We start from the raw sequence: 26346 nt of genomic DNA on the forward strand, positions 1-26346 counted from the left end.
ATATTCTCAGGATTTACTGAGATTCTCAGACTTTTCCATACACTTCGCCATCGCTTCGATAACGGCAGCACGGAAGCCACGTTCTTCGAGGATTCGAACCGCTTCAATGGTGGTACCGCCCGGTGAACACACCATGTCTTTCAATTCGCCAGGATGTTTACCGGTTTCCAGAACCATTTTCGCCGATCCCATGACGGCCTGCGCCGCGAATTTATACGCCTGAGCGCGCGGCATTCCTCCCAGAACAGCGGCATCCGCCATCGCCTCAATAAACATAAAGACATAGGCTGGCGAAGAGCCGCTGACGCCGACAACCGGGTGGATCATGGATTCTGCGATGATCTCGGCTTCGCCAAAGCAACGGAAAATATTCAATACATCGGCGGTGTCTTCCGGGGTGACCAGGGCATTTGGCGTCACGGAGGTCATCCCGGCATTGACCAGCGAAGGCGTGTTTGGCATTGCGCGAATAATTTTACGATCGTGCCCCAGCGCACGGGCGAGTTGGTCGAGAGTAACCCCCGCTGCAATCGAGACCACCAGCGAATCTTTGCTCAGGCTGGAGGTGATTTCACTCAACACTTTAATCATAATGCCGGGTTTTACAGCGCCAAAGACGATATCTGCAACCTGTGCCACTTCTTGCGCGGTTTGCGCCGGGTTAATGCCGTACTGCTCATGCAGGGCGGCAACGTTGTCGGGGGATGGGGTATAGACCCAGATTTGCCCCGGGAGAACCTGGCCGCTCGCAATCAGGCCGCCAAGAATCGCTTTTCCCATGTTGCCACAACCGATGAAACCGATTTTCTTCTCCATCACGTCACTCCCCCTGGGTGATATTCATTGTTTTGATGAGTAAAGCGTAGCTTAACGCGGAATGAGAATGTTCAGAAGGAGAAACAGCACTTTGACGGAAGGCAAAAGCACGAGACAATGTAAAAATGCACATCAGTAAGGAGCGGTTATGACAATATGGGTGGATGCTGACGCGTGTCCGAATGTAATCAAAGAAATTTTATACCGCGCCTCTGAGCGGATGCAGATGCCGTTGATCCTGGTCGCGAACCAAAATTTACGTGTCCCGCCATCACGATTTATCCGCACGTTGCGCGTGCCCGCCGGTTTTGATGTGGCGGATAATGAGATCGTACGTCAGTGTGAAGCCGGCGATTTGGTTATCACAGCAGACATTCCGTTGGCTTCTGAAGTCCTGGGGAAAGGGGCGGCGGCATTAAATCCGCGCGGAGAGCGGTATAGCGAATCCACCATCCGTGAACGTCTGACAATGCGTGATTTTATGGACACGTTGCGCGCCAGTGGGATCCAGACCGGCGGTCCGGACAGTCTTTCGCCGCGCGATCGCCAACACTTCGCCGCTGAACTGGATAAGTGGTGGCTGGAAGTTCAGCGCAGGGCTCGGTAACTGCAATTTTATCTTTACACTTCATTGCCTGCGATTTCTTGTTATAGTAAGGATGCACGGTATATCACATTCTTTTTGGAATGATTTATTTACACTTAACGATGTACTAGTTTGGTGGTATGATTATTACTTTAACGACATCCGATTCCGCATGTTTGCGGCTCTCCTGGGAACTCCCGTTATGACGCAACCCCTTTTTCTTGTTGGCCCACGAGGCTGTGGTAAGACAACAACCGGTATGACGCTTGCCCGGGCGACCGATTTCCAGTTTGTTGATACCGACCAGTGGTTGCAGTCACATGTACAAATGACCGTAGCGGAAATGGTCGAGAGAGAAGGGTGGGACGGTTTTCGCGCCAGGGAAACGACAGCGCTTCAGGCGGTTACAGCACCATCAACGGTAGTGGCTACCGGTGGCGGGATTATTCTTACGGAATACAACCGACATTACATGCGTAATAACGGTACGGTTTTCTATTTATGCGCTCCGGTGTCGGTATTGGTTGAGCGCCTGGAAGCGGCGCCGGAAGAGGGACTGCGCCCCACCTTAACGGGGAAACCGTTGAGTGAAGAGGTGCGGGACGTGCTTGAACAACGCGACGCGCTGTACCGTGAAGCGGCGCATTACATTGTTGATGCGACTAAAAATCCGGAGCAGGTGGTGGGTGAAATTCTCGCGGCTCTGTCGCAAGCGCAACTACGTCAGCAGGGCGGCGTCTATACTTAATGTTCATCCCGTTGTATTAAAGGAGGAACCATGCCGAACAATCCCCTCTATCCGCGAAAAGCCTGGATTGTCACCCTTGAAAAAGGGGTACCAGGCCAGACGGTGCTCCGCTACCAGCTTCGGGCCGATTATCCCAAACCAGACTCTTTGATCAGCGAGCACGCCAGCGAAGAAGACGCGCTGGACGCTAAAAAACGCTATGAAGACCCTGATAAAACCTGATGCAGCCATAACTCAGAAAGGACTCTGAGTGTGCCAGGATCACATTTATCGCGCTCTGCTAAAACTGAAAATTAAACAATAACAATCTGGTACTGGAGTTAATTGGAATCTTTACACAACGTGTTGCGTAACTGCTGCTACGCTTTTTGGCATTTATAGCGCAGGTAAGTGTTCAAATATTTACCGGGAATTAACGACGAAGTATAAGAAGGCGGAGCATAAAAATGAGTGCGTCGTTGGCTATTCTCACTATTGGTGTCGTACCAATGAGTGAAGTCTTACCTCTCTTAACAGAGTATATCGACGAGCAACATATCTCTCACCATAGCCTGTTGGGCAAAATGTCGCGTGAGGATGTGATGGCGGATTATGCGGTGGCGCCAGGTGATGCTCCCCTGCTGACGTTGCTCAGCGATAATCAACTTGCCCATGTATCCCGCCAGAAGGTCGAGCGGGATCTACAAAGTGTGGTGGAAGTGCTGGATAACCAGGGCTACGACGTGATCCTGTTAATGAGCACCTCGCCGCTCAACAACATGACGGCCCATAATACGATTCTGCTTGAGCCATCACGTATTATTCCGCCGCTGGTGGCGTCGATTGTCGACGGGCATCAGGTGGGGGTGATTGTTCCGGTTGAGGCGTTACTGGACGCCCAAACCCAAAAATGGCAGGTATTACAGACACCGCCGGTCTTTTCGTTGGCGAATCCCATCCATGGTACTGAACAGCAATTGATTGATGCGGGGAAGGCGTTGCTGGAACAAGGCGCTGATGTTGTCATGCTGGATTGCCTCGGTTTTAACCAGCGTCATCGTGATTTGCTGCAAAAGGCGCTGGATGTTCCGGTTTTACTTTCTAATGTGTTGATTGCGCGACTGGCATCAGAATTACTTGTTTAATTTTGCGTGACAGGCAGAAGGTCAGGCCCCTATATTGAGAATTAACTTAATCATAAAACAGGGCCAGTTGTATGCTACAAAGCAATGAGTACTTTTCCGGCAAAGTGAAATCAATCGGTTTTACCAGCAGCAGTACTGGCCGCGCCAGTGTTGGCGTGATGGCTGAAGGTGAATATACCTTCGGTACTGCAGCACCGGAAGAAATGACGGTGGTTAGCGGCGCGTTGAATGTTCTGCTACCGGGGGAGACCCAGTGGCAAGTGTTTGCCGCAGGCGAGGTGTTTAACGTTCCCGGCAATAGCGAATTCCATTTGCAGGTGGCAGAGCCGACCTCCTATCTTTGCCGCTATCTGTAATGTGGTTCCCTCTCCATCGGAGGTAATGCTGCTTAGTTAAGGAATTATCGAGAACCTGTCACTCTGGTGAAAGGTGACGTTCACTTTAGGTCCACAGCCCCTCTGAAATCACTCTACCTGTGAACGGGTTAAGGGTGCGGCGATAGCACCCTTAACCCGTTCACGGGACATGGAATACCAGAGAAGCGAAGAACATGAGGTGAACGGAACCGTTCGCAAAACCAGCATGTTGGCCGTTCCGGGTAAATGCCACATGGCTTTTCGGTTTGCCAGCGCTTAACTGATTGACATTATTCCATCGGGAGAGGGAATGCTGTGCAACTAGCGTTGCGCTTCGCCACCCAGCCCTTCGACCAGGCTTTTAATCAGAGCCGCCAGCTCGCCGGTCATCAGGATAAAATCGGCATCAAAACGTTGGGCAAAATCTTCCCGATCAATATCTTCGTTTTGATCGCGCAGCTCATCACAGAACTTCAGGCGTTTGATCGAGCCGTCGTCGCACATCAAAAATTGGATCCGTTGCTGCCAGTCAAGCGCCAGTTTGGTGACGACTTTACCTGCTTCAATGTGATTGGCGATTTCGGTGCTGACCAGATCCTGCTTCTTCGCGCGGATCACGCCGCCATCTTCGAGCATGGCTTTCAGTTCGGCTTCATCCAGCAACTGGAATCCCTGGGCAACCGTACCAGAACGCACCCACTCGGTGAGGGTTAATTCGATAGGATTTTCCAGCGTCAATGGAACCACTGGCAAGGAACCGAGGCACTTACGCAGCAGCGCCAGCGTATCTTCCGCTTTTTTGGCGCTCGCGCAGTCGACCATGATCAGGTCATTCACCGTGTCTATCCACATCATTGTCTGATTAAAACGGCTAAAGGCGCGTGGCAACAGGGAGTGCAGCACTTCATCTTTCAGCGAATCTTTTTCAGTCTTCTTCAGCTTGCGGCCCTGATCGGCTTCCAGTTTGGCGATTTTCGCTTCCAGCGCCTGTTTGATCACCGGCGCAGGCAGGATCTTCTCTTCTTTGCGCGCGCAAATAATAATTTGGCCATTGGCGGTATGCGTTAATGCATCGCTGTGCGATCCCATCGGCGGTACCCAGCCCATTTTTGCCATATCCTGGCTACCGCAAGGGGTAAACGTCATCGAGGACAGCTGTTTTTCCATCTCCTCAGCACGCAGAGAAACGTCGCGGCTAAGACGGTAAACCATTAAATTTTTGAACCACAGCATGATAATTTCCACGGCCTTGTCGTTAAATGCAGCGGGTATTGATACCCAAAGAGTTCGAGTTGCAGGAAGGCGGCAACGCAGAGAGCCCCGGGAGCTTACTGAAGTAAGTGACTGGGGGGAGCGAGGAGAGCCGACGCATCTGCAACTTGAAGGATGCCGGGTATAATAACGAATTGTCGACGGGCTTGCATTGCCAATCAGGAAGCTCGCTTCTACTCTGTTGATATTTCATAAAATGAGGAGCGTCGTGTGCGTATAGGTATTGATTTGGGTGGGACCAAAACAGAGGTCATTGCGCTCGGTGATGCGGGGGAACAGTTGTTTCGCCATCGTCTGCCCACGCCGCGCGACGATTATCGACAAACGATTGAGACCATTGCCACACTGGTGGAAATGGCTGAAAAGGCGACCGGGGAGACGGGAACCGTGGGAATGGGAATTCCGGGTTCCATTTCGCCCTACACCGGGGTGGTGAAAAACGCCAATTCCACCTGGCTTAACGGTCAGCCGTTTGACAAAGATCTGAGTACGCGTCTTAACCGTGAAGTCCGGCTCGCCAATGATGCCAACTGCCTGGCGGTGTCTGAAGCCGTGGACGGCGCGGCGGCGGGCGCGCATACGGTTTTTGCCGTGATTATCGGCACCGGATGTGGCTCAGGCGTGGCGCTGAACGGCCGTGCGCACATCGGAGGCAATGGGACCGCGGGTGAGTGGGGGCATAATCCGCTGCCGTGGATGGACGACGATGAGCTTCGCTATCGCGCAGAAGTCCCCTGTTATTGCGGTAAACAAGGCTGCATTGAAACGTTTATCTCTGGCACCGGTTTTGCCACAGATTATCATCGCTTGAGCGGTAACCCGCTGAAAGGCAGTGAAATTATTCGACTGGCGGAAGAACAGAACGCCACAGCGGAACTGGCGCTGAGTCGCTATGAATTGCGACTGGCGAAATCGTTAGCGCATGTGGTGAACATTCTTGATCCGGACGTCATTGTGCTAGGCGGCGGGATGAGTAATGTCGACAGGTTGTACCAAACGGTGCCGTCGTTAATTAAACCGTTTGTTTTTGGCGGTGAATGCGAGACGCCGATTCGCAAAGCGCTGCATGGTGACTCCAGCGGCGTGCGCGGTGCGGCCTGGCTGTGGCCGCAAACGTGATGGTGTAACGCGTTGCCGGAGGGGGCAGCTGCACCTCCGGCAACTCGGGCTATTCCACAGCAAATATCCTGTCCAATTTGCTATAGCCCAGTCCATTGATCTTCTTCACTTTGATCTGTACGGGGATCCGTTCTTTCATCGCTTCGACATGGCTTATCACCCCGATGGTTTTGCCCGTTGCGTTCAGTGCATCCAGTGCATCCAGCGCGGTGTCCAGCGTTTCACTGTCCAGGGTGCCAAACCCTTCATCAAGGAACAGGGAGTCAATTCGCGTTTTATGGCTGACCAGATCCGACAACGCCAGCGCCAGTGCCAGGCTCACGAGGAAACTCTCGCCGCCGGAAAGCGTACGGGTGTCGCGCACGGCATCGGCTTGCCAGGTATCGACCACTTCCAGCTCCAGCGCTTCACTGGCTTTGCGTTGCAGTAAATAGCGTCCGTGCAGGCGTGTCAGCTGATTGTTCGCCAGCCAGACCAGATTATCCAGCGTGAGTCCCTGTGCAAACTTGCGGAATTTATCGCCCTCTTTAGAGCCGATGAGCGCATTGAGATACCCCCAGTCTTCCACTTGCTGCGCGGCTTTTTCTATTTCCAGCATCAGAGACTGTTGCTGCTGACGATTTTCGGCGTCTTGCTTAAGTTGCTGGCGGATTTCGCCCTGGTGGGTGGTGTTTTCACGAAGCTGGGCGTTGATCTGCGTCAGCTCCTGTTGGATCTGTTCCGCCGTCAGGGTGATGTCCAGCGCTGCGGGAGGCTGCTGCTGGTGTTCTGCTAACGCCTGGGCTGCCTGTGTCGCTAATGTCTGCGCCTGCTGTAACTGGTTTTCCAGCGACTGGCGGAGTTGCTCAAGACGGCTAACGGTTTCATCGTCCAGCAAGGCGGCGAGGAACGCGGTCTGGTCGTCGAAGACACTGGCCTGCAACGCGGTGTTGAAATGGGTCTGAGCGTCTGCGGCTCGCTGTGTTTCCTGTGCTTCCTGCTGCTGCAACGTTTGCCATTGACTCTGTAACGAAACGCACTCGTCATGCACCTGTCGCCAGTTATCCAGAGACAGAGGGGCGTCATCGTCAATGGCGATATCGGTAGCCGGTAGCGTCTCCAGCAGCGGGGTTAATTGGGCAATTCGCGGTTGCAGTTCGGTCAATTCCGTCTGGCGGTGCTGCCATGTTTGCGCTTCCTGCGTTCTTGCGCTGAGCCAGGCATCTTCCTCGCCTTCACCCGGCAGTGACAGCGCGTAGCGGGTCACATCGGCTAACAGAGATGCGTGGCGTTGCGCGATCTGCTGTTGAAACTGCGTCACCTGCTGAGTGTGCGCCGCGATTTGCGCCATCAGGACGTGTCGTTGGCTCAGTTGATGCAACTGGTGCTCGTATTCATCCTGCGCGGCCAGCCAGGGCGAAATATCGTCCTGCGGTTGTAGCGAAATATGCAGGCTGGCGCACTGCGTTTGCCATTCCTGAGTAAGTGCTTGCTCTTCTTTTAACAGCGTCTGCGCTTCGCTTTCGTCACGCTGTAATTGCTGCGTGAGGGTGTCGAGTTGCCCGCGCAATGCGGCACCTTCTTCTGCCAGCGTTTTGACCTCTTTTTCCAGCGAATCGCGCCGTGCCTGATTCACACCAGGTTCGAGGGCCTGATAGACCTCTACAGCAGGGTGTTCGGTGGAACCACACAGCGGGCATGGCTGGCCGGATTGCAGCAATGCCCGCTGGCTTTCCAGGTCTTTAATCCGCGCTTCCTGTTCGCAAATCGTTTTGACATCAAGGAATTGCTGGTTTTTCTCTTTATAACGCAGCCGTTTTTCTTCAAGCGCGGTATTACGCTGAGCCTGTTCTTGCTGGCTGTGTTTAATAGCCGCCTGTAACTGTGCTAACCGTTTCTGTTTTGGCGCGATCTGTCCGTGGAGCGAGGCGAGGCGCTGGCGCTGCGGGCGAAGCCCTGCGTGTTGTGCGAGCGCTTGCGTCACCTCTTCGGCAGACAAATCCAGCGTTTGAGCCGGGAGCGCGTCAAGCTTACGGGTGTCGTTTTCTTGTTGCTGTTGCCATTTGAGCAACTGCGCTTTGTCGCTGGACTGCTGTGCAAACAGCGCGCGCCAGCCAGCCAGTTCACTGCCCCAGACGCGAAAACGATCGTGTTCGGTTAGCCATGCCGTTAGCGTCTGCTGTGTGGCGTGCAGTGCAGCAGACTGGCGTTGGGCATGGGCGCGAAGGCGATAGCGCAACGATAATGAACTCTGTAAGCGAGTGTTCACTTCCTGAATCTGCTGGCGCGTGCGGGCAACAGTAGCGGCTTGTTCCTCAATCCGCTCCCACAAGGGTCGGAGTTGTCGCGCCGGTTGCGCCAGCTTCAGCGCCGCTAACTGCGGCTGCGCGTTTGCCTGCGCCTCTTGCGCCAACTGTAATGCCTGCTGGCGACGAGTGACTTCTGTATGCAGTTCATTCTGGCGAGTCAGCCATTGCACGTGGTGCTGCTGCGTTTGTTGGCGCGTGAGGGACTGTTTTTCTTCGTCAGTAAGTACCTGCAAACGTTCCGTGAGCGCCTGCAGTTGCTCGGGGGCGAGCAGAGCAACACCACTGGCCTGCGCCTGCAGTTTTTCCAGTTCGGTACGGGCCGTTTTGTGTTTCTCAAAGACCATTGCCGAAATCTGGCCATAAATTTCGGTGCCGGTCAGCTCTTCCAGCAGTTCGGCGCGCTCTTTGGGTTTGGCGTTCAGGAAGGCGGCAAACTGTCCCTGCGACAACAGCATAGAACGGGTAAAACGTCCGTAATCCAGCCCGGTCAGCGCGGCGGTCATCTCCAGCTTGTCTTTGACTTTATCGGCGAGAATTTTTCCGTCGGCGCAGCGCGCCAGCTCCACGCGAGGCGTCTGCAAATTACCGTCTGGCTGATTGCGGGCGCGGTTTTGGCTCCAGAACGCGCGGTACGCTTCGCCTTTGACCTCAAATTCGACCTCCGCCAGACACTCTGCGGTGTCGCGGGTCATCAGATCGTTTTGTGACTGTGAAAGCGTGCTCAGGCGCGGCGTTTCGTGATACAGCGCGAGGCAAATGGCATCCAGCAGGGTGGTTTTTCCCGCACCGGTCGGGCCGGTGATGGCAAACAGTCCGTTGCTGGCGAACGGTTCCGCCGTAAAATCGATTTTCCATTCCCCTTTCAGGGAGTTCAGGTTTTTCAGGCGCAGGCTGATGATTTTCATGCGTCATGTTCCCCGGCGAGCGTGTGTAAGGTGGTACTGAACAACTGATTGAGACGTTCACGCTGAGGAACCTCCAGTTCTTCCAGCGCCAGACGACGCTCAAACACCTCTTCCACGCTCAGTTCGCTCAGGGTTTCGCGCCGCTCATTCGCCATGCTTCGCTCACGTTGTTCCCGACTACGCCGCACCAGCAGGACTTCTACCGGGAGATCGTCGGTTAACGCCTGAATTTTTCGCTGCATATCGTGCAGGTATTCGTCAGTGGTAATTTCAATATCCAGCCACACAGGCGGATGCTGCGCCGCGTTCTTAAACGACGCCAGTTGTTCGGTAATGGCCGCTAAATCGCCTTTCAGCACCGCCAGCGGCTGGGTGACCGGAACGGTGAGGTTTTCTGTTGAATGCAGTTTTCCATTTTCGAAACTCACCAGATGCACGCATTTGCTTTTTCCGCACTCATCAAAGCTGAGCGCGATAGGCGAACCGCAGTAGCGAATATGCTCCGTCCCGCCAATCACCTGCGCCCGGTGAATATGTCCCAGCGCAATGTAATCGGCAGGGGGGAAATTTTGCGCCGGAAAAGCATCCAGGGTGCCAATGTAGATGTCACGTACCGCGTCACTTTTACTGGCACCGACGGTCGTCAGGTGCCCCGTGGCGATAATCGGTAGCGGTTGATCGCCGCGCAACTCGCAGGCCTGTTGATATTGTTGCTGATAATAGTCGGTAATGGTGGTGAGCAGGTGCTGCTGTTTTTCGCGACCGCTGAAGCCCGCCTGACTGGTGATGATGTCACGCGGACGTAAAAACGGAATCGGGCACAGTACGGCACCTGGCGTACCGTCGCGGCGGTGAAGATAGTGCGGCGCATGTCCCGCGCTGGCGACCACGGTCGTGTTCAGAAACGCCAGAATCTCGCGTGACTCGTTGAGCGTGGCGACAGAATCATGGTTTCCGGCTAATACCACCAGATGACAGCCTGTTTGCTGTAAATTGACGACAAAACGGTTGTACAGCTCGCGGGCATAGCTCGGTGGCGAGCCCGTATCAAAAATATCGCCTGCAACAATAATCGCATCCACCTGTCGGGATTGTGCAGTTTCCAGCAGCCAGTCAAGAAAGGCCTGGTGCTCGGCGGCGCGGCTTTTACTGTAGAAGTTTTGGCCGAGATGCCAGTCAGAGGTGTGTAGGATGCGCATAACAGTTCCATGGCGAAAAAGCGTGAACGGGATTATAACCTTTCAGAGAGGTTAATATCTTGTTTATGGGGTGTCATAAATCAACAATCTGGCGTAGGTATTGACACTTTTTTTCATAAAACTGTCATAAATCTGACGCATAATGGCGCCGCATTGATAATGATGACTAGCAACTCTATAACAGGGCAAATCATGGCGAGACGTATTCTGGTCGTAGAAGATGAAGCTCCAATTCGCGAAATGGTCTGCTTCGTGCTCGAGCAAAATGGCTTTCAGCCAGTCGAGGCCGAAGATTATGACAGTGCAGTGAACCAACTGAATGAACCCTGGCCGGATCTGATCCTGCTGGACTGGATGTTGCCGGGCGGCTCTGGCCTTCAGTTCATTAAACATCTCAAACGTGAAGCGATGACCCGCGAGATTCCCGTCGTCATGCTCACGGCCAGAGGCGAAGAGGAAGACCGCGTGCGTGGACTGGAGACGGGGGCGGATGACTATGTCACAAAACCGTTTTCGCCTAAGGAGCTGGTCGCGCGGATCAAAGCGGTCATGCGGCGCATTTCACCGATGGCGGTCGAAGAGGTGATTGAGATGCAAGGACTGAGTCTCGACCCGACATCGCACCGCGTGATGACCGGGGAAAACCCGCTTGATATGGGACCTACCGAATTCAAATTGCTGCACTTCTTTATGACGCATCCCGAACGCGTCTACAGTCGTGAGCAACTGCTAAACCACGTTTGGGGCACCAACGTGTATGTGGAAGACCGCACGGTCGACGTCCATATTCGCCGCCTGCGTAAAGCGCTGGAACATAGCGGTCATGACCGCATGGTACAAACTGTACGTGGGACAGGATATCGCTTTTCGACCCGCTTCTGACGCCTTGTCGCCTGTCAGGCTGGCAAGGCTTTCAAATCGTGAATGGAGTATGACGCGTGCTGGAACGGCTGTCATGGAAAAGGCTGGTGCTGGAGCTGATACTTTGCTGCCTCCCGGCTTTTATCCTTAGTGTATTTTTTGGTTATCTGCCCTGGTTTTTACTGGCGTCGGTAACGGGACTCCTCATCTGGCATTTCTGGAATTTATTACGTCTTTCCTGGTGGTTGTGGGTCGACAGAAGTATGACCCCGCCGCCGGGAAGCGGAAGCTGGGAACCGTTACTGTACGGCCTGCATCAGATGCAGTTGCGTAATAAGAAGCGCCGCCGTGAACTGGGGAATCTCATTAAACGTTTTCGCAGCGGGGCAGAATCGCTGCCTGATGCGGTAGTGCTGACCACGGAAGACGGGGGGATTTTTTGGTGTAACGGTCTGGCGCAACAGGTCCTGGGATTACGCTGGCCAGATGATAGTGGGCAGAACATCCTCAACTTACTGCGTTATCCGGAATTTACACAGTATCTGAAAACACGCGATTTCACCCGGCCGATCAATTTGGTGTTAAACACCGGACGGCATCTGGAGATTCGGGTGATGCCCTACACCGACAAGCAGTTGTTGATGGTGGCGCGCGATGTGACGCAAATGCACCAGCTCGAAGGGGCGCGGCGAAACTTTTTCGCCAACGTCAGCCATGAGCTGCGTACGCCGCTCACCGTGTTGCAGGGCTATCTGGAGATGATGCAGGAACAGTCTCTGGAAGGCGCCACGCGGGAAAAAGCGTTGCATACGATGCGCGAGCAAACGCACCGCATGGAAGGATTGGTGAAACAGTTACTGACGCTGTCGAAAATTGAGGCTGCGCCTGTAGTACTGCTTAATGAGCGCGTTGACGTACCGATGATGCTGCGTGTCGTTGAACGCGAGGCGCAAGAGTTAAGTCAGCAGCAGCACCGCTTCACGTTTGAGGTCGACAGTCAGCTTTGCGTGCTGGGCAATGAAGACCAGTTGCGTAGCGCGATCTCGAATCTGGTGTATAACGCGGTAAACCACACCCCGGCGGGGACGCATATCAGCGTGCGCTGGCAGCTCGCTTCGCAGGGCGTGGAGTTCAGCGTAGAGGATGACGGTCCAGGTATTGCGCCTGAGCATATTCCGCGTTTGACTGAGCGTTTTTACCGGGTGGATAAGGCGCGCTCAAGACAAACTGGCGGTAGCGGTTTGGGGCTGGCGATTGTTAAGCACGCATTAAATCATCACGAAAGTCGATTGATTATCGACAGCGCTGTGGGGAAGGGAACGCGGTTTAGTTTTGTTCTGCCGGAACGTTTAATTGCCAAAAATACAGCTTAATGTCGCAATGTAAGATTATCTTTCCATAAGCCAGCGAGTGCTGGCTTTTTTTCTTTGCGGTAAAGATTCATCTGCTGAATTTTTCAACGTCTGATTCTTTTTTGTTCGCATGATTAGCCATGACTTTTTCTTATGGATGGTGTTTTGTTCTAAGCCGTATGTTCATCTTGATATATTGTTCTGGTTTTGGGATCCCATCTTGCTTTAAAACGTTATAAGCGTTTAAATTGCGCCCCAGGTGCTGTCATACAGACTGCATTTATGCGGTAAATCGAAAAACTATTCTTCGCCGCGCCAGGACGGGAGCATATCCCGCTGGAATTGATTAAAAATTCCGCTGTATTGTCCCCCAGGGAAAGGCAGAAAATTTAACGTTTTCAACACCACATCCACAGGCAGTAAAATTTTATGACCCATCAGTTAAAATCACGCGATATTATCGCCTTGGGCTTTATGACTTTTGCGCTGTTCGTTGGCGCAGGCAACATTATTTTCCCTCCTATGGTGGGTCTGCAGGCAGGCGAGCATGTCTGGACTGCAGCGCTCGGCTTTCTTATCACCGCAGTTGGCCTGCCCGTTCTCACGGTAGTGGCGCTGGCGAAAGTCGGTGGTGGCGTAGACAGCCTGAGTTCGCCAATTGGTAAGGTGGCAGGACTCGTGCTGGCTACCGTATGTTATCTGGCTGTCGGTCCTCTGTTCGCGACGCCGCGTACGGCGACCGTCTCCTTTGAAGTAGGGATTGCACCGCTGACCGGTAACTCCCCTATGCCGCTGTTTATCTACAGCGTGGTCTACTTCGCCATTGTGATTCTGGTATCGCTTTATCCGGGTAAATTGCTGGATACCGTCGGTAACTTCCTGGCGCCGTTGAAGATAATCGCACTGACGGTGCTTTCTGTTGCGGCGATTGTCTGGCCAGCGGGTCCGATCAGCGATGCAGTGGAGGCGTACCAAAAATCTGCGTTTTCAAATGGTTTTGTGAACGGCTACCTGACCATGGATACGATGGGCGCGATTGTCTTTGGTATCGTCATTGTTAACGCCGCGCGTTCTCGTGGCGTGACGGAAGCACGTTTACTGACGCGTTACACCGTATGGGCGGGTCTGATGGCGGGCGTAGGGTTAACCCTGCTGTATCTCGCGTTGTTCCGTCTGGGGTCTGACAGTGCGATTCTGGTTGACCAGAGTGCAAATGGCGCGGCAATCCTGCATGCCTACGTGCAACACACCTTTGGTGGCGCGGGCAGCCTGATGCTGGCGGCGTTGATTTTCCTCGCCTGTCTGGTAACGGCGGTTGGCCTGACCTGTGCGTGCGCTGAGTTCTTTGCACAATACATTCCGCTGTCATACCGTACGCTGGTGTTCATCCTCGGCGGCTTCTCGATGGTGGTATCGAATCTGGGCCTCAGCCACTTGATTCAGGTCTCTATTCCGGTGCTGACGGCGATTTATCCGCCTTGTATCGCACTGGTTGTATTAAGTTTTACCCGCTCATGGTGGCATAATTCTTCCCGCGTCATTGCGCCTGCGATGTTTATCAGCCTGATTTTTGGTATCCTTGACGGGATTAAAGCATCGGCAATTAGCGACGTGTTACCAGCCTGGACCCAGCGTTTACCGATGGCGGAACAAGGGCTGGCGTGGTTGATGCCAACAGTCGTGATGGTGGTCCTGGCGATAATCTGGGATCGAGCAGCGGGTCGACAAGTGACCTCAAACGCTCACTAAATTCACTGACAGTATGTTTTAACCACGGGGCTATTTTTGATGGCCCCGTGGTTTTTTTATTGTGTTGATGGGTTAGGAATCAATGGAAAGTAATAACAAACTAAAGCGTGGGCTAAGCACCCGGCATATTCGCTTTATGGCATTGGGCTCAGCAATTGGCACCGGATTGTTTTATGGCTCGGCAGATGCCATCAAAATGGCCGGTCCGAGTGTGTTGCTGGCCTACATTATTGGCGGGGTAGCCGCATACATTATTATGCGCGCACTGGGTGAGATGTCCGTTCATAACCCTTCCGCCAGCTCGTTTTCCCGCTATGCCCAGGAGAACCTCGGTCCTCTCGCCGGCTACATTACTGGCTGGACGTACTGTTTTGAAATTCTGATTGTGGCCATCGCGGATGTGACGGCATTTGGCATCTATATGGGCGTCTGGTTCCCTGCCGTACCGCACTGGATTTGGGTTCTCAGCGTGGTGCTGATTATCTGCGCCGTCAACCTGATGAGCGTGAAGGTGTTCGGCGAACTGGAGTTCTGGTTCTCGTTCTTTAAAGTCGCCACCATCATTATCATGATTGCAGCCGGTTTCGGCATCATCATTTGGGGGATCGGCAACGGTGGACAACCGACCGGGATCCATAACCTGTGGAGTCACGGCGGCTTCTTTAGTAACGGTTGGCTGGGCATGGTGATGTCACTGCAAATGGTGATGTTTGCCTACGGCGGGATTGAGATTATTGGGATCACCGCCGGGGAAGCGAAAGACCCGGAAAAGTCGATTCCGCGCGCTATCAACTCTGTGCCGATGCGTATTCTGGTGTTCTATGTCGGTACGCTGTTCGTCATTATGTCTATTTACCCGTGGAATCAGGTGGGCACTAACGGTAGCCCGTTTGTGTTGACGTTCCAGCATCTGGGAATTGCCTTTGCGGCCAGCATCCTCAATTTCGTGGTGTTGACGGCCTCGCTTTCCGCCATTAACTCCGACGTGTTTGGCGTGGGGCGTATGCTGCACGGTATGGCGGAGCAGGGGAGCGCGCCGAAAGTGTTCGCGAAAACCTCGCGTCGTGGTATCCCCTGGGTCACCGTTATGGTGATGACCATCGCGCTGCTGTTTGCCGCCTGGTTGAACTACATCATGCCGGAAAACGTCTTCCTGGTGATTGCATCGCTGGCGACCTTCGCCACGGTGTGGGTGTGGATCATGATCCTGCTGTCGCAGATTGCTTTCCGTCGCCGTCTGCCGCCGGAAGAAGTAAAAGCGCTGAAATTTAAAGTGCCTGGCGGTGTGGCAACGACCGTTGTGGGACTGATTTTCCTGGTCTTTATCATCGGGCTTATCGGCTATCACCCGGAAACGCGTATCTCGCTGTACGTTGGATTTGCGTGGATTGTGCTGCTGCTGGTTGGCTGGATGTTTAAACGTCGTCACGATCGCCAGTTGGCGCACGCGCAGTAATTTTTCCCGGATGGCGGCTTTGTCTTACCCGGTCTGGTTGTGAGCAGGTAGACCGGATACGCGGAGCGCCGTCCGGCGAAATCTCCTCCCCCTGACTCCTCCCCCAATAAACATCAGGATGATGAGTTATCCTGCATTATGCTATGGCAAGGTGACCTCATTTTCATCAAAGGGGATACGTGATGTTGAACGCCTGGCACCTTCCGGTTGCCCCATTTGTTAAGCAAAACAAAGATAAACTGGCCATTACGTTATGGTTGCGTGGGGAAAATCCTCCTCAACGCGTGACGCTACGCGCAGAGAATGACAACGAAGAAATTTCGCTGGCAATGCGCCCGCTACGCGCGCAGCCACAACCCGGTGTCACCGCATGGCGCGCCGCGATTGATCTCTCTGCAGGACAACCCCGTCGACGCTACAGTTTTAAACTGCTCTGGCACGATCGCCAGTGCTGGTTTACTCCACAAGGGTTTAGTCGCTTCCCGCCCGCACGTCTCGAACAGTTCGCGGTAGATGTTCCCGATAATGGACCGCAGTGGGTCGCCGATCAGATTTTTTATCAGATCTTCCCCGATCGTTTTGCCCGCAGTCAGCCCCGTGGAGAACATCAGGACAATGTCTATTATCATCATGCCGCCGGGCAGGATATTGTGCTGTGCGACTGGGACGCGCCGATCACCGCGCAGGCGGGGGGATCCACCTTCTATGGCGGCGATCTGGACGGCATTAGTGAAAAGCTGCCGTACCTGAAAAAACTAGGTGTGACGGCGCTGTATCTGAATCCTGTCTTTACCGCACCGAGCGTACATAAATACGACACTGAAGATTATCGTCATGTTGATCCGCAGTTTGGCGGCGATCAGGCGTTGTTGCGCCTGCGCCGTAATACGCAGCGCCACGGCATGCGGCTGATACTGGATGGCGTGTTTAACCACAGCGGCGACTCGCATGCCTGGTTTGACAGGCATAATCGGGGTACCGGCGGCGCCTGCCACAATCCGGAATCGCCGTGGCGGGACTGGTATCGCTTCTCTGACGATGGTGTGGCGCTGGACTGGTTGGGCTATCCGAGCTTGCCAAAGCTCGATTTCCAGTCAGAAACGCTGGTGAATGAAATCTACCGGGGCGAGGACAGCATCGTTCGGCACTGGCTCAAAGCACCGTGGAATATGGACGGCTGGCGTCTGGATGTGGTGCATATGCTGGGGGAAGGCGGAGGCGCGCGTAATAACCTTCAGCACGTCGCCGGCATAACACAGGCGGCAAAAGAGACGCAGCCAGAAGCCTATATTGTTGGTGAGCACTTTGGCGATGCGCGCCAGTGGTTACAGGTCGATGCCGAAGATGCGGCGATGAACTATCGCGGTTTTACCTTTCCGCTCTGGGGATTCCTCGCCAATACCGACATCTCTTACGATCCACAGCAGATTGATGCGCAGACCTGTATGGCATGGATGGACAATTATCGCGCCAGTCTCTCGCACCAGCAGCAACTGCGCATGTTTAATCAGCTGGACAGTCACGATACCGCCCGTTTTAAGTCTCTGTTAGGTAAAGACGTGGCGCGCTTGCCGCTGGCGGTGGTCTGGTTGTTTACCTGGCCTGGCGTCCCTTGTATCTATTACGGGGATGAAGTGGGGCTGGACGGCAATAACGATCCGTTCTGCCGTAAACCCTTCCCGTGGCAGGCAGAAAAGCAGGATGGCGAATTACTGGCGTTGTATCAACGGCTGGCGAAACTGCGCCATCGCAACCAGGCGCTCCGTCATGGCGGTTGTCAGGTCATTTATGCTGAAGACAATGTCGTGGTCTTTGTCCGGGTTTTACATCAGCAGCGAGTGTTGGTGGCGATTAACCGGGGCGCGGCTTGCGAAGTGGTGCTTCCTGATTCGCCCTTGCTCAATGACATACAATGGCAACGTCATGAAGGGAACGGTCAGCTTGCGGAGGATATTCTCAGCCTGCCGACCATTTCTGCTTCTGTGTGGATAAATCACTGATAAAGTTTTGCAATTTCAGTGCTGGTGAGCAACGCTTCACGCCACCAGCGCTGTGCGAGACCGTCACTGTGATTACGCCATGCCATGTAGGCCACGTCCTTTTCGCGAAATGAAATCACGGATTTTTCGACTAACTCACCACAGGCAAGCCACGGTCTGGCGATATGCCGGGGGAGGAATCCACAGCCGATACCCGCGCGTAACAGCGCGACTTTACTGCTAAAACTGTCGACACGAATTTGTGCCTGTTCATCCATCAAATTAGATTGCAACGGCTGACAATAGCGGGCGCTGTCGCTGATCACCGCCGCCCGATGCAGGCAAAGCTGCTCATTGGTCAACGCATCTGACGCGCTTGCCAGGGGATGCGAAGGGGCGACGACGAAGACATTATCCAGTGTGCCAAGCATCTTGTACGACCATGCGGCGGAGGTGGGCGGCTCATTGATGGCGCCGAGAATAATATCCGCGCCATTATGCGTTAACTCCTCCCATGAACCCGCCAGCGTATGATGGGTAAAATTGAGGCGCGTTTGTTTGTTGAGCACGTCGAAAGCCTCGATGAGCGGGAGTAACGCCTCAAAAGGAAACGAATCGTCGAGGGCGATAGCCAGCTCTTTTTCCCAGCCAGAACTTAGCTGAACGGCCTGCTTTTCCAGGTCTTTTGCCGCGCTGAGCAGTAAACGTCCCTTTTCCAGCATCATCCGTCCGGTGTCGGTAAATTTCGCCCGGTGACCGGAACGGTCGAGCAGCTCAATATTCAGGTCGTTTTCCAGCTTTTGAATCATGTAGCTGAGCGCTGCCGGAGTTTTAAAGAGTGACTCGGCCGCAGCGGCAAATGAGCCATGTTTGTCGAGTGCATCGAGGATAAGCAAAACGTCCAGATTGATTCGCATGGGCAAAAAATATCCTGAAAATTAAACAACTCAGTTGTACCGAATAGAGAAAAACAATGCCAGTGAATATTTTAGAGAGGAATCGGTAAATTTTTTGATGATGACTGAGATATTGCTTAATACGAAATTATTATCGTCACTGAACAGTAAGTTTTCTTTAATAACTCATTAGAAATTTCCCGCTATACTCAACAGGCTTTCTGATTCAGGATCTTACTACTGACGGAAGATACAGACCGTCACCTTTTAACTTATTGATTAAGAAGGTGTGATATGTCTATTCGGGAACTCATTAATCCTGAGAATTCTACGCTTATTTTTATTGACCATCAGCCGCAAATGTCCTTTGGCGTGGCAAATATTGATCGTCAAACCCTGAAAAATAATACCGTTGCGTTAGCGAAAGCCGGGAAAATATTTAAAGTTCCGGTCATTTATACTTCCGTTGAAACGAAAAGTTTTAGTGGTTATATCTGGCCGGAATTACTGGCGGTGCATCCTGATGTGAAACCCATTGAACGTACCTCAATGAATTCATGGGAAGATGCGGCGTTCGTGAAAGCAGTAGAAGCGACCGGTCGTAAGAAATTGATTATCTCTGCCTTGTGGACCGAAGTGTGCCTGACATTCCCGGCGTTGATGGCGCTGGAAGCGGGCTACGAAGTGTATGTGGTCACCGACACTTCCGGCGGGACGTCTGTTGATGCACATGAACGTTCTATTGACCGCATGGTGCAGGCAGGCGCGGTTCCTGTCACCTGGCAGCAAGTGTTACTTGAATACCAGCGCGACTGGTCCCGTAAAGAAACCTATGACGCTGTGATGGATCTGGTGCGCGAACACAGCGGCGCCTACGGTATGGGCGTGGATTACGCCTACACCCTGGTGCATGGCGCCCCTGAACGCAAAGCGTGATGCCAGTGGCGGGGCAATCCCGCCATTCTCCTTGTGCAAGGAACCTTCCATGGCGCAACAAAATAAACATGTGACGCTGGTCATTACGCATACATTGCAGCCCAACCAGGCGGAACGCTATGAGCAATGGCTGGGGAAAATCATGCCAGTGGCGGCGGAGTTTCCCGGACATCTGGGGGCGAACGTTATTCGTCCCGTAGACGGACAAACTCTGTGGAATATCATTATCCGTTTCGACACCCTGGAGCATCTCTACAACTGGACCCAATCGGATACGCGTCGGGTACTGGTAGAAGAGATTGCCCCGCTGCTGGCGGAAGGTGATAAAACGGAAGTCCGCACCGAAGCGGCGTTCTGGTTTACGCCGCCAGCTCCCCACGTCCATCACCCGCTGCGCTGGAAACAGTTTCTGGTAACCCTGCTGGTCATTTTTCCCAGCACCAATCTGGTGCCGTGGATAACCGGCATGATCCTTCCCGCGCTAAAGGGGTCAATGCTATTGCATCTGATTAATGATGCCTGTGTGGTTGCGCTGGTGGTCTGGTTGTGGATGCCCATCGTAACCCGTCTGTTTGCCGGATGGCTGAAAAAAGCCTGATCGGTTTTTCAGGAGCTTGTTATGTCTCAAACTGCCACACTCATTCTTACGCACGGAAAAATCCATACCCTTGACCGACAATGCCCGCAGGCCGAGGCCGTGGCGATCAAAGACGGAAAAATTCTGGCGACCGGTACTCATGACAGAATCATGAGTTTTGCCGCTGACGGGACACAGATTGTTGATCTCAAAGGTCACACGGTGATCCCTGGTTTAAACGACTCCCACCTGCATTTGATCCGCGGCGGCCTCAATTACAACCTGGAATTACGCTGGGAAGGCGTGCCGTCGCTGGCGGACGCGCTGCGTATGCTAAAAGATCAGGCGGATCGGACGCCATCACCGCAATGGGTCCGCGTGGTGGGGGGCTGGAGTGAATTTCAGTTCGCAGAACGTCGCATGCCGACGCTGGAAGAGCTGAACGACGCGGCGCCGGATACACCGGTGTTTGTGCTGCATCTTTACGATCGTGCGCTGCTCAACCGTGCGGCACTGAAAGCGGTGGGCTATACCAAAACGACGCCAGATCCGGTCGGCGGCGAGATTGTTCGCGACAGCAATGGCAATCCAACCGGGATGCTGGTCGCCAAACCGAACGCCATGATCCTTTACTCGACACTGGCGAAAGGGCCGAAGTTACCGCTGGAGATGCAGGTAAACTCGACCCGACAGTTTATGCGCGAGCTGAACCGTCTGGGATTGACCAGCGCCATCGACGCGGGCGGCGGCTTTCAGAACTACCCGGAAGATTACGAGATTATTGAGCAACTGCACGCCAAGGATCAGATGACGGTGCGCATTGCCTACAACCTGTTTACCCAACGGCCAAAGCAAGAATTGGAAGACTTCGAGCGCTGGACTGACATGCTCAAACCCGGGCAAGGGACCGATTTTTATCGCGCTAACGGCGCAGGGGAAATGCTGGTCTTTTCGGCGGCGGATTTCGAAGACTTTCTGCAACCGCGCCCGGATCTGCCTGACGGGATGGAAGATGAGCTGGAGCGCGTGGTGCGCCATCTTGTCGAGCATCGCTGGCCGTTCCGCCTGCATGCCACCTACGACGAATCCATCAGCCGAATGCTGGATGTCTTTGAGAAGGTCAACCGCGATATCCCGTTCAACGGATTGCACTGGTTCTTCGACCATGCGGAGACCATCACAGAACGCAACATTGAGCGTGTCAAAGCGCTGGGCGGCGGGATTGCGGTGCAACACCGGATGGCCTTCCAGGGCGAGTATTTTATCGATCGCTACGGCAAAGAGGCAGTGAAACACACACCGCCAGTGGCAAAAATGCTGGCGGCGGAGGTGCCTGTGGGACTCGGTACTGACGCCACGCGTGTTGCCAGCTACAACCCGTGGACGGCGCTGTACTGGCTGGTTTCCGGGCGTACCGTCGGTGGTACGGCAATGTATGACGATAACAACTGTCTGCCGCGTGAGGTGGCGCTGGAGTTGTGGACGGCAGGCAGCGCGTGGTTCTCGAGCGAGCAGGGGAAAAAAGGGCGGATTGAACAAGGACAGCTTGCCGACCTGGTGGTGCTGTCGAAAGATTACTTCAGCGTGGCACAAGAGGAGATCAAGGGCATTGAGTCAGTGATGACGATTGTCGATGGCAAAGTGGTCTACGCTGCTGGGCATTTCACACCGCTGGCACCGCCAGCAATCCCGGTGGTGCCCGACTGGTCGCCGGTGGTGAACGTACCAGGCCACTACCGTTCGGCGCCGCCAGTTGCCGCGAAAGTGGGGGCGATTGTCCAGATGCACCAGTGTTGTGGCAGTTGTGGCGTTCATGGGCATCAGCACGATATGGCGCGCAAATCGGGGATTCCGGTGTCAGATGACCAGGCTTTCTGGGGCGCACTTGGTTGTTCCTGTTTCGCATTTTAATGTCCGACAAGCCGGATGGCGCTGACGTTCATCCGGCAAAACCCGCTGATCTTTTCTAGAATTGTTTTCATTGAGCTTACAGGGATGGCACAAATGTAACATTGTGTGCCAATCTACGCGCATCTTGTACAGTGAAGGTGGAAACATGGATGATCTGGTAATCCTTGGCTGCATTGCTTTATTTTTTGCGCTGGTCGTGCCGATATTGGCGATTGTCGCGCTGAATCGCACGTCCGTGCTCCGATATGAACTTTCCATTCTGCGCCGACGGGTTGAGGAACTTGAACAGTGTGGCGCGGGTACTGCACCCGTTCAACAGACGACGGCGGAGGCTGTTGTCTTCGAAGAACCGGTATCAGAAGAGGGGGGGAGCGCCGCGGTAGCGGAGGTTGAACGCCCTCCGCTTTCCCTCGTCACACCTGAAAAATCCGTTGCGCCGCCGTTGAAACCGGTGAAACCCTCTGCGTTTGGCGGTGTTTTCTCTTCACTGGCGCGCTGGTTTATGCAGGGAAATCCGCTGGCCAAACTGGGGATTTTGCTGCTCTTCTTCGGTTTATCTTTCCTGTTGCGCTATACGGTTGAGCATTCACTGTTTCCCCTTGAGCTGCGCCTTGTGGCGGCGGCACTGTTTGCCGTGGTGTTGCTCGCGGTGGGCTGGCGCTTGCGACATAAACAGCCCGTCTATGCCTTAATCCTGCAAGGGGGGGCGACGGGTGCGCTGTATTTGACCGTCTTTGGCGCATTCCGGTTGTGGCAAATGTTACCGCTCACGCTGGCTTTTGCATTACTGGTGCTGATTTGCGCGGCAAGCGTGGGGCTTGCGATTTTGCAAAAAGCGCTGAGCCTGGCGATGCTGGCAAGTATCGGCGGTTATCTTGCCCCTTTGTTGCTTTCAACCGGCAGCGGCAACTATGTCGCGTTGTTCTCGTTCTACCTCCTGCTTTCGCTCGGCATTCTCGCCATCAGCATCTGGCAGCACTGGCGTGAGCTCAATCTGTTGGGGCTGCTGTTTACGTTCGGAGTCGGCGGGCTGTGGGGGCTGAGTGATTACCGGACGGAATACTGGCTCAACTGCCAGCTTTTCCTGACAGCCAATATCCTCATTTTTGGCGTGTTGAGCGTGGCGCTGTCGCTGCGCGCGCAGGAGAAAGGCAGGCGTATTATTGACGGCGTACTGGTGTTTGCGCCTCCGGTGATTGGTTTTGGTATGCAGTATGCCATGACCCAGCATCTGGAATACGGCCCGGCCCTCAGCGCGCTGGGATTTGGCGGGTTCTACATGGCCCTGGCGTGGCTGGCATTACGTCGCTTGCCGTCGATGGGGCGTCCACTGGCCCTGGCGGCGCTGGCGCTGGGCGGGGCATTTGCCACCCTGGCCATCCCGCTGGCGCTTTCCGCGCGCTGGACAGCGATGGCCTGGGCGCTCGAAGGGGTGGGCGTGTTGTGGCTGGGCATTCAGCAACAACAGCGGCGGATGAGCTACAGCGGTACTGCATTGATGCTGCTGGCGGTGGTCAGCGGCGGTTGGGCGCTGGCGGAAAATGCCGCAGCGTTATCCGTGATGATGATCTTCTCAGTGCTGAGTCTGTGTTGGCTGGCAGGGGCATGGCTGTGGCGCAGTGAAAAGGTTCAGATCAGTTGGGCGCTGTTGGTGGGAGGCATAGCATTCTGGATCGTCGCCATCACAGGCGCAGCGCAACTGGCGCTTGAAGATTCGATTTCGCAATGGTTTGGCGCGCTGGCGTTGATGACTGTTTCTGGCATGCTTTGGCGCTATCTGAGCGGGCGATTCGCCTGGCGAGAGTTGGGGTATAGCCAGTGGTTGCTGTGGCCTGCCATGCTGTCGCTGCTGGCCTATCAAATCGATCTACAGCGGATTTTTGCTGCGGGCTGGCAAAATCTGGCGTGGTGTGTGGCATTGCCCTGCGCGGTACTCATGCTGTATCGCGATAGCCCCCGTTTGTTGCCGCGACTCTCTCAGGCGCTGCATCTTTCTCTGTTCTGGATGATCGTACTGGCGCTCGCCATGGAGTTATTTTGGTTCACGCAGGCATTGCCGTGGGGAATGGATGCCTGGCGCAGCGGTCTGATGATGGCGGCGGGCGGGATAGTGATTCTGCTGGTACATACGGCGCTTCGCCGCAAACTGTGGCCGTTCACGAGCTGGCCTGTTCTGTATGGCTCTGTCGCCTTAGCACCGCTGGCGGTTGTTTTGGTGTTGTATCTGCTGTTTGCGAACCTGGAAGACGGGGTGGTTCTCCATCAGCTTTACATTCCTGGGGTTAACCCGCTTGAAGAGGGGGCAGCCTTCGCATTGTTGGGACTGTATATTCTTGTTCGTTTCTCCCTTCGTGTCTTACCTGCGCCGTTAACGGCCTACCGTTCATGGGGGACTGTTGTGCCGGCGGCGCTGGCATTTTGGTGGCTGAATGGGGCGCTCATGCGAGCGTTGTCGTGGTATGGCGATGTCGCGTGGAGCAGTGACGCGCTGTGGCATTCACGTTTGATCCAGACCTGTTTTGCCCTGTTCTGGATGCTTACGGCGTTAATTATCATGATCCGCGCCACGCGGCGACGTTCGCGACGAGAATGGTTTTGTGGCGCGTTCTTTTTGGGCATCGTTATCATTAAACTGATGCTGGTGGACAGTGTGAATGGCGGCGGGTTAGCGCGTGCAGTCGCCTTTATTGGCGTGGCGATTTTGGTATTAATCGTGGGCTACTTCTCACCGTTACCGCCCAGGGCAGGAGACGAAAAATGAAATGGATGAAAGGGGTGTTATGGAGCGTCCTGTTGGGGATGGCGTTTCCGGCGTTAAGCCGTGACGAGGCGCCGGAGACACCACAGGATTACGCAGTGGGGATGACGCTGGTGACGACCGGAGAATCGCCCTGGTATCGCGTTCCGCTCCCAATGGAGGTCTATGCCACCAGCGCCTGGCCGGATTTACGCGATGTGCGCGTGTTTAACCGCCAGGGCGATGTGGTGCCCTTTACGCTTGAGGTGCAGAAATCACAGACCACGGAAGCCAAAGTTGTTCCGCTTCGACTCTTTGCCTTCGAGGCATCGCCAGTCCTGGTAAAGCCAAATGACGATAGCGGCATGCAGACGGTTCTGCTGCGTTCGAAAAGTGGGCTGGAAATCCACTTTGAGAGCGAAGATGCCAAAGCGATTGGGCAAAGTTTTCTGCTGACGCTGCCGGAAAATGGGGTGGAATCCCTGCAGGTTTCCCGGTTGCGACTGGACTGGCGCGATCCTGCGCAAAACTGGCAGGGGAAAGCCTCGGTGTATTACAGTCGCGACTTACAGCGTTGGGATGAACTTCAGGAAGCCTCGCAGCTCATGGATTTGAAACGTGGCGATGATCGACTGAAAATCGACACCCTCCGTGCAGATATCACGCTGTCAGCGGATAGCATCCGTTATCTGCTGGTGATCCTGGATTCGCAAAGCCCGGCGTTGGTTCTTAACGGCGTAAGCGCGCTCACCGACACCACGCCTCCGGCCACACAGCGCGTCTTGCTGAATGCCCGCGGCAGTAAAGTTTCGCCTACCGAGGCTGTCTGGCGATGGGATCATCCCCAGCCGCTGACGGCGCTGGATATCCTTCTGGACAATAAAGGGCTGTTACCTGTCGAGCTGGAGTGGCGTAGCAGCGAAAAAGAGGCATGGCGACCGTTGAGCAAAACGGTGCTCTTTTGGCTGGATGGGCAGTTTTCTGACAGTATTCCTCTCTCTGGTCAGTTGGTAGATGCGGTTCGCATGACTACCCTGAATGCCAAATTACCGGAGACACTCCCGGTCGTGAGGGGCGTTCGCGACAGCTATCAGGTGATTTTCAATGCCCAGGGGACGAGTCCTTACATGCTGGCGTGGGGAAACGGGGCGGCAGTCAAGGCGGATGTCAGCGTCGATATGCTGATCCCGAAAGCATTGCGTGAAAGGCAGAAGATTGATGCTCTGCCGCAGGCTACCCCGCATAGCAGAGTGGTGCTGGGGGGCGAGGCGCGGTTAACGGCGACCTCAGCGACTGATCAGCAACGGCTGTGGAAAACATTGCTGGTTTGGGGGACGCTAATGCTTGGCGTGGCGGTACTGCTGACGATGGCGTGGCGAATCTGGCGCGAAGTGAAGAAGGGCGGCGCAGCGTAACGTGACTAGTCCTGATATAGGTTGACAGTTTTTTGTCTGTAAAACGCCTGATGAACATCATCAG

At 54.4% G+C, this 26346-nt stretch carries 21 protein-coding genes; 16 read left to right on the forward strand and 5 right to left on the reverse strand.

What is annotated here, in order from left to right; all coding sequences use genetic code 11:
- Window positions 1-6 precede the first annotated feature (6 nt).
- Window positions 7-816, reverse strand: a complete 810-nt coding sequence (gene proC / locus CJP72_RS06810) for a pyrroline-5-carboxylate reductase (RefSeq protein ID WP_162380125.1) — start codon at window positions 814-816, stop codon at window positions 7-9.
- A 148-nt stretch (window positions 817-964) separates the two neighbouring features.
- Between proC and CJP72_RS06815 the strand changes: the two genes are divergently transcribed.
- The 5 genes from CJP72_RS06815 to ppnP all read left to right on the forward strand — a co-directional run bounded on the left by CJP72_RS06815 (window position 965) and on the right by ppnP (window position 3630).
- Window positions 965-1423: a YaiI/YqxD family protein gene (locus tag CJP72_RS06815; RefSeq protein WP_162380126.1), complete on the forward strand. Its 459-nt coding sequence runs from the start codon at window positions 965-967 to the stop codon at window positions 1421-1423.
- A 181-nt stretch (window positions 1424-1604) separates the two neighbouring features.
- Window positions 1605-2150 carry a shikimate kinase AroL gene (gene aroL, locus CJP72_RS06820; protein ID WP_162380127.1) on the forward strand — a complete coding sequence of 182 codons (546 nt, stop codon included), beginning with the start codon at window positions 1605-1607 and terminating at the stop codon, window positions 2148-2150.
- A 30-nt stretch (window positions 2151-2180) separates the two neighbouring features.
- The gene (locus CJP72_RS06825; RefSeq protein ID WP_162380128.1) at window positions 2181-2372 is read left to right on the forward strand and encodes a YaiA family protein; all 192 of its coding nucleotides are present in this window, start codon (window positions 2181-2183) and stop codon (window positions 2370-2372) included.
- Between the two features lie 224 nt (window positions 2373-2596).
- Window positions 2597-3274, forward strand: coding sequence for an AroM family protein (locus tag CJP72_RS06830; protein ID WP_162380129.1), 678 nt, complete (start codon window positions 2597-2599; stop codon window positions 3272-3274).
- Between the two features lie 71 nt (window positions 3275-3345).
- Complete coding sequence (gene ppnP, locus CJP72_RS06835) at window positions 3346-3630, forward strand: pyrimidine/purine nucleoside phosphorylase (RefSeq protein ID WP_162380130.1); 285 nt, start codon at window positions 3346-3348, stop codon at window positions 3628-3630.
- Window positions 3631-3951: 321 nt separating this feature from the next.
- Here ppnP and rdgC read toward each other — a convergent pair whose 3' ends face one another.
- Window positions 3952-4863, reverse strand: coding sequence for a recombination-associated protein RdgC (gene rdgC, locus CJP72_RS06840; protein ID WP_162380131.1), 912 nt, complete (start codon window positions 4861-4863; stop codon window positions 3952-3954).
- Between the two features lie 249 nt (window positions 4864-5112).
- On the opposite strand from rdgC, the gene mak reads away from it, so the two are divergent.
- On the forward strand, window positions 5113-6021 hold the full coding sequence (gene mak / locus CJP72_RS06845) for a fructokinase (protein WP_162380132.1): 909 nt from the start codon (window positions 5113-5115) through the stop codon (window positions 6019-6021).
- Between the two features lie 49 nt (window positions 6022-6070).
- Here the strand turns inward: mak and sbcC are convergent, their stop codons facing one another.
- Together sbcC and sbcD are read right to left on the reverse strand one after the other, a co-directional pair.
- Window positions 6071-9214, reverse strand: a complete 3144-nt coding sequence (sbcC, locus tag CJP72_RS06850) for an exonuclease subunit SbcC (RefSeq protein ID WP_162380133.1) — start codon at window positions 9212-9214, stop codon at window positions 6071-6073.
- Entirely contained in the window at window positions 9211-10413 is a 1203-nt protein-coding gene (gene sbcD, locus CJP72_RS06855; protein ID WP_162380134.1) for an exonuclease subunit SbcD, read from the reverse strand. Before sbcD ends, sbcC begins: the two co-directional genes overlap by 4 nt.
- A 192-nt stretch (window positions 10414-10605) precedes the next feature.
- Between sbcD and phoB the strand changes: the two genes are divergently transcribed.
- From phoB to malZ, 5 genes are all read left to right on the forward strand, one after another.
- Complete coding sequence (phoB, locus tag CJP72_RS06860; RefSeq protein WP_162380135.1) at window positions 10606-11295, forward strand: phosphate response regulator transcription factor PhoB; 690 nt, start codon at window positions 10606-10608, stop codon at window positions 11293-11295.
- Between the two features lie 56 nt (window positions 11296-11351).
- Complete coding sequence (gene phoR, locus CJP72_RS06865; RefSeq protein ID WP_162380136.1) at window positions 11352-12647, forward strand: phosphate regulon sensor histidine kinase PhoR; 1296 nt, start codon at window positions 11352-11354, stop codon at window positions 12645-12647.
- Window positions 12648-13055: 408 nt separating this feature from the next.
- On the forward strand, window positions 13056-14375 hold the full coding sequence (gene brnQ, locus CJP72_RS06870) for a branched-chain amino acid transporter carrier protein BrnQ (RefSeq protein WP_162380137.1): 1320 nt from the start codon (window positions 13056-13058) through the stop codon (window positions 14373-14375).
- 82 nt (window positions 14376-14457) lie between these two features.
- Window positions 14458-15831 (forward strand): proline-specific permease ProY, encoded by a 1374-nt coding sequence (proY, locus tag CJP72_RS06875; RefSeq protein ID WP_162380138.1) that lies wholly within the window; start codon window positions 14458-14460, stop codon window positions 15829-15831.
- Between the two features lie 182 nt (window positions 15832-16013).
- Window positions 16014-17831, forward strand: coding sequence for a maltodextrin glucosidase (gene malZ / locus CJP72_RS06880; protein WP_162380139.1), 1818 nt, complete (start codon window positions 16014-16016; stop codon window positions 17829-17831).
- Here the strand turns inward: malZ and CJP72_RS06885 are convergent.
- On the reverse strand, window positions 17825-18727 hold the full coding sequence (locus CJP72_RS06885) for a LysR family transcriptional regulator (RefSeq protein WP_162380140.1): 903 nt from the start codon (window positions 18725-18727) through the stop codon (window positions 17825-17827). The two genes, malZ and CJP72_RS06885, sit on opposite strands and share 7 nt — an antisense overlap.
- Before the next feature lie 273 nt (window positions 18728-19000).
- On the opposite strand from CJP72_RS06885, the gene CJP72_RS06890 reads away from it, so the two are divergent.
- The 5 genes from CJP72_RS06890 to CJP72_RS06910 all read left to right on the forward strand — a co-directional run bounded on the left by CJP72_RS06890 (window position 19001) and on the right by CJP72_RS06910 (window position 26282).
- On the forward strand, window positions 19001-19642 hold the full coding sequence (locus tag CJP72_RS06890; protein WP_162380141.1) for a hydrolase: 642 nt from the start codon (window positions 19001-19003) through the stop codon (window positions 19640-19642).
- Between the two features lie 49 nt (window positions 19643-19691).
- The gene (locus CJP72_RS06895) at window positions 19692-20240 is read left to right on the forward strand and encodes an antibiotic biosynthesis monooxygenase (RefSeq protein ID WP_162380142.1); all 549 of its coding nucleotides are present in this window, start codon (window positions 19692-19694) and stop codon (window positions 20238-20240) included.
- A 21-nt stretch (window positions 20241-20261) separates the two neighbouring features.
- Window positions 20262-22130, forward strand: a complete 1869-nt coding sequence (locus CJP72_RS06900; protein WP_162380143.1) for an amidohydrolase — start codon at window positions 20262-20264, stop codon at window positions 22128-22130.
- A 145-nt stretch (window positions 22131-22275) separates the two neighbouring features.
- Complete coding sequence (locus tag CJP72_RS06905; protein WP_162380144.1) at window positions 22276-24891, forward strand: DUF2339 domain-containing protein; 2616 nt, start codon at window positions 22276-22278, stop codon at window positions 24889-24891.
- Window positions 24888-26282, forward strand: coding sequence for a DUF3999 domain-containing protein (locus CJP72_RS06910; protein WP_162380145.1), 1395 nt, complete (start codon window positions 24888-24890; stop codon window positions 26280-26282). The genes CJP72_RS06905 and CJP72_RS06910 overlap by 4 nt, the downstream gene beginning before the upstream one ends.
- Window positions 26283-26346: the final 64 nt, after the last annotated feature.

This window comes from Citrobacter sp. NCU1, from assembly GCF_010231475.1.
Lineage (GTDB): Bacteria > Pseudomonadota > Gammaproteobacteria > Enterobacterales > Enterobacteriaceae > Citrobacter_D.

Coding starts and splice junctions, on each gene's coding strand:
- sbcD (WP_162380134.1), bottom strand. CDS start 10,413: ATGCGCATCCTACACACCTCTGACTGGCATCTCGGCCAAAACTTCTAC.
- CJP72_RS06825 (WP_162380128.1), top strand. CDS start 2,181: ATGCCGAACAATCCCCTCTATCCGCGAAAAGCCTGGATTGTCACCCTT.
- CJP72_RS06910 (WP_162380145.1), top strand. CDS start 24,888: ATGAAATGGATGAAAGGGGTGTTATGGAGCGTCCTGTTGGGGATGGCG.
- sbcC (WP_162380133.1), bottom strand. CDS start 9,214: ATGAAAATCATCAGCCTGCGCCTGAAAAACCTGAACTCCCTGAAAGGG.
- aroL (WP_162380127.1), top strand. CDS start 1,605: ATGACGCAACCCCTTTTTCTTGTTGGCCCACGAGGCTGTGGTAAGACA.
- CJP72_RS06905 (WP_162380144.1), top strand. CDS start 22,276: ATGGATGATCTGGTAATCCTTGGCTGCATTGCTTTATTTTTTGCGCTG.
- CJP72_RS06885 (WP_162380140.1), bottom strand. CDS start 18,727: ATGCGAATCAATCTGGACGTTTTGCTTATCCTCGATGCACTCGACAAA.
- malZ (WP_162380139.1), top strand. CDS start 16,014: ATGTTGAACGCCTGGCACCTTCCGGTTGCCCCATTTGTTAAGCAAAAC.
- rdgC (WP_162380131.1), bottom strand. CDS start 4,863: ATGCTGTGGTTCAAAAATTTAATGGTTTACCGTCTTAGCCGCGACGTT.
- CJP72_RS06830 (WP_162380129.1), top strand. CDS start 2,597: ATGAGTGCGTCGTTGGCTATTCTCACTATTGGTGTCGTACCAATGAGT.
- CJP72_RS06900 (WP_162380143.1), top strand. CDS start 20,262: ATGTCTCAAACTGCCACACTCATTCTTACGCACGGAAAAATCCATACC.
- CJP72_RS06890 (WP_162380141.1), top strand. CDS start 19,001: ATGTCTATTCGGGAACTCATTAATCCTGAGAATTCTACGCTTATTTTT.
- CJP72_RS06815 (WP_162380126.1), top strand. CDS start 965: ATGACAATATGGGTGGATGCTGACGCGTGTCCGAATGTAATCAAAGAA.
- ppnP (WP_162380130.1), top strand. CDS start 3,346: ATGCTACAAAGCAATGAGTACTTTTCCGGCAAAGTGAAATCAATCGGT.
- phoB (WP_162380135.1), top strand. CDS start 10,606: ATGGCGAGACGTATTCTGGTCGTAGAAGATGAAGCTCCAATTCGCGAA.
- proC (WP_162380125.1), bottom strand. CDS start 816: ATGGAGAAGAAAATCGGTTTCATCGGTTGTGGCAACATGGGAAAAGCG.
- brnQ (WP_162380137.1), top strand. CDS start 13,056: ATGACCCATCAGTTAAAATCACGCGATATTATCGCCTTGGGCTTTATG.
- CJP72_RS06895 (WP_162380142.1), top strand. CDS start 19,692: ATGGCGCAACAAAATAAACATGTGACGCTGGTCATTACGCATACATTG.
- proY (WP_162380138.1), top strand. CDS start 14,458: ATGGAAAGTAATAACAAACTAAAGCGTGGGCTAAGCACCCGGCATATT.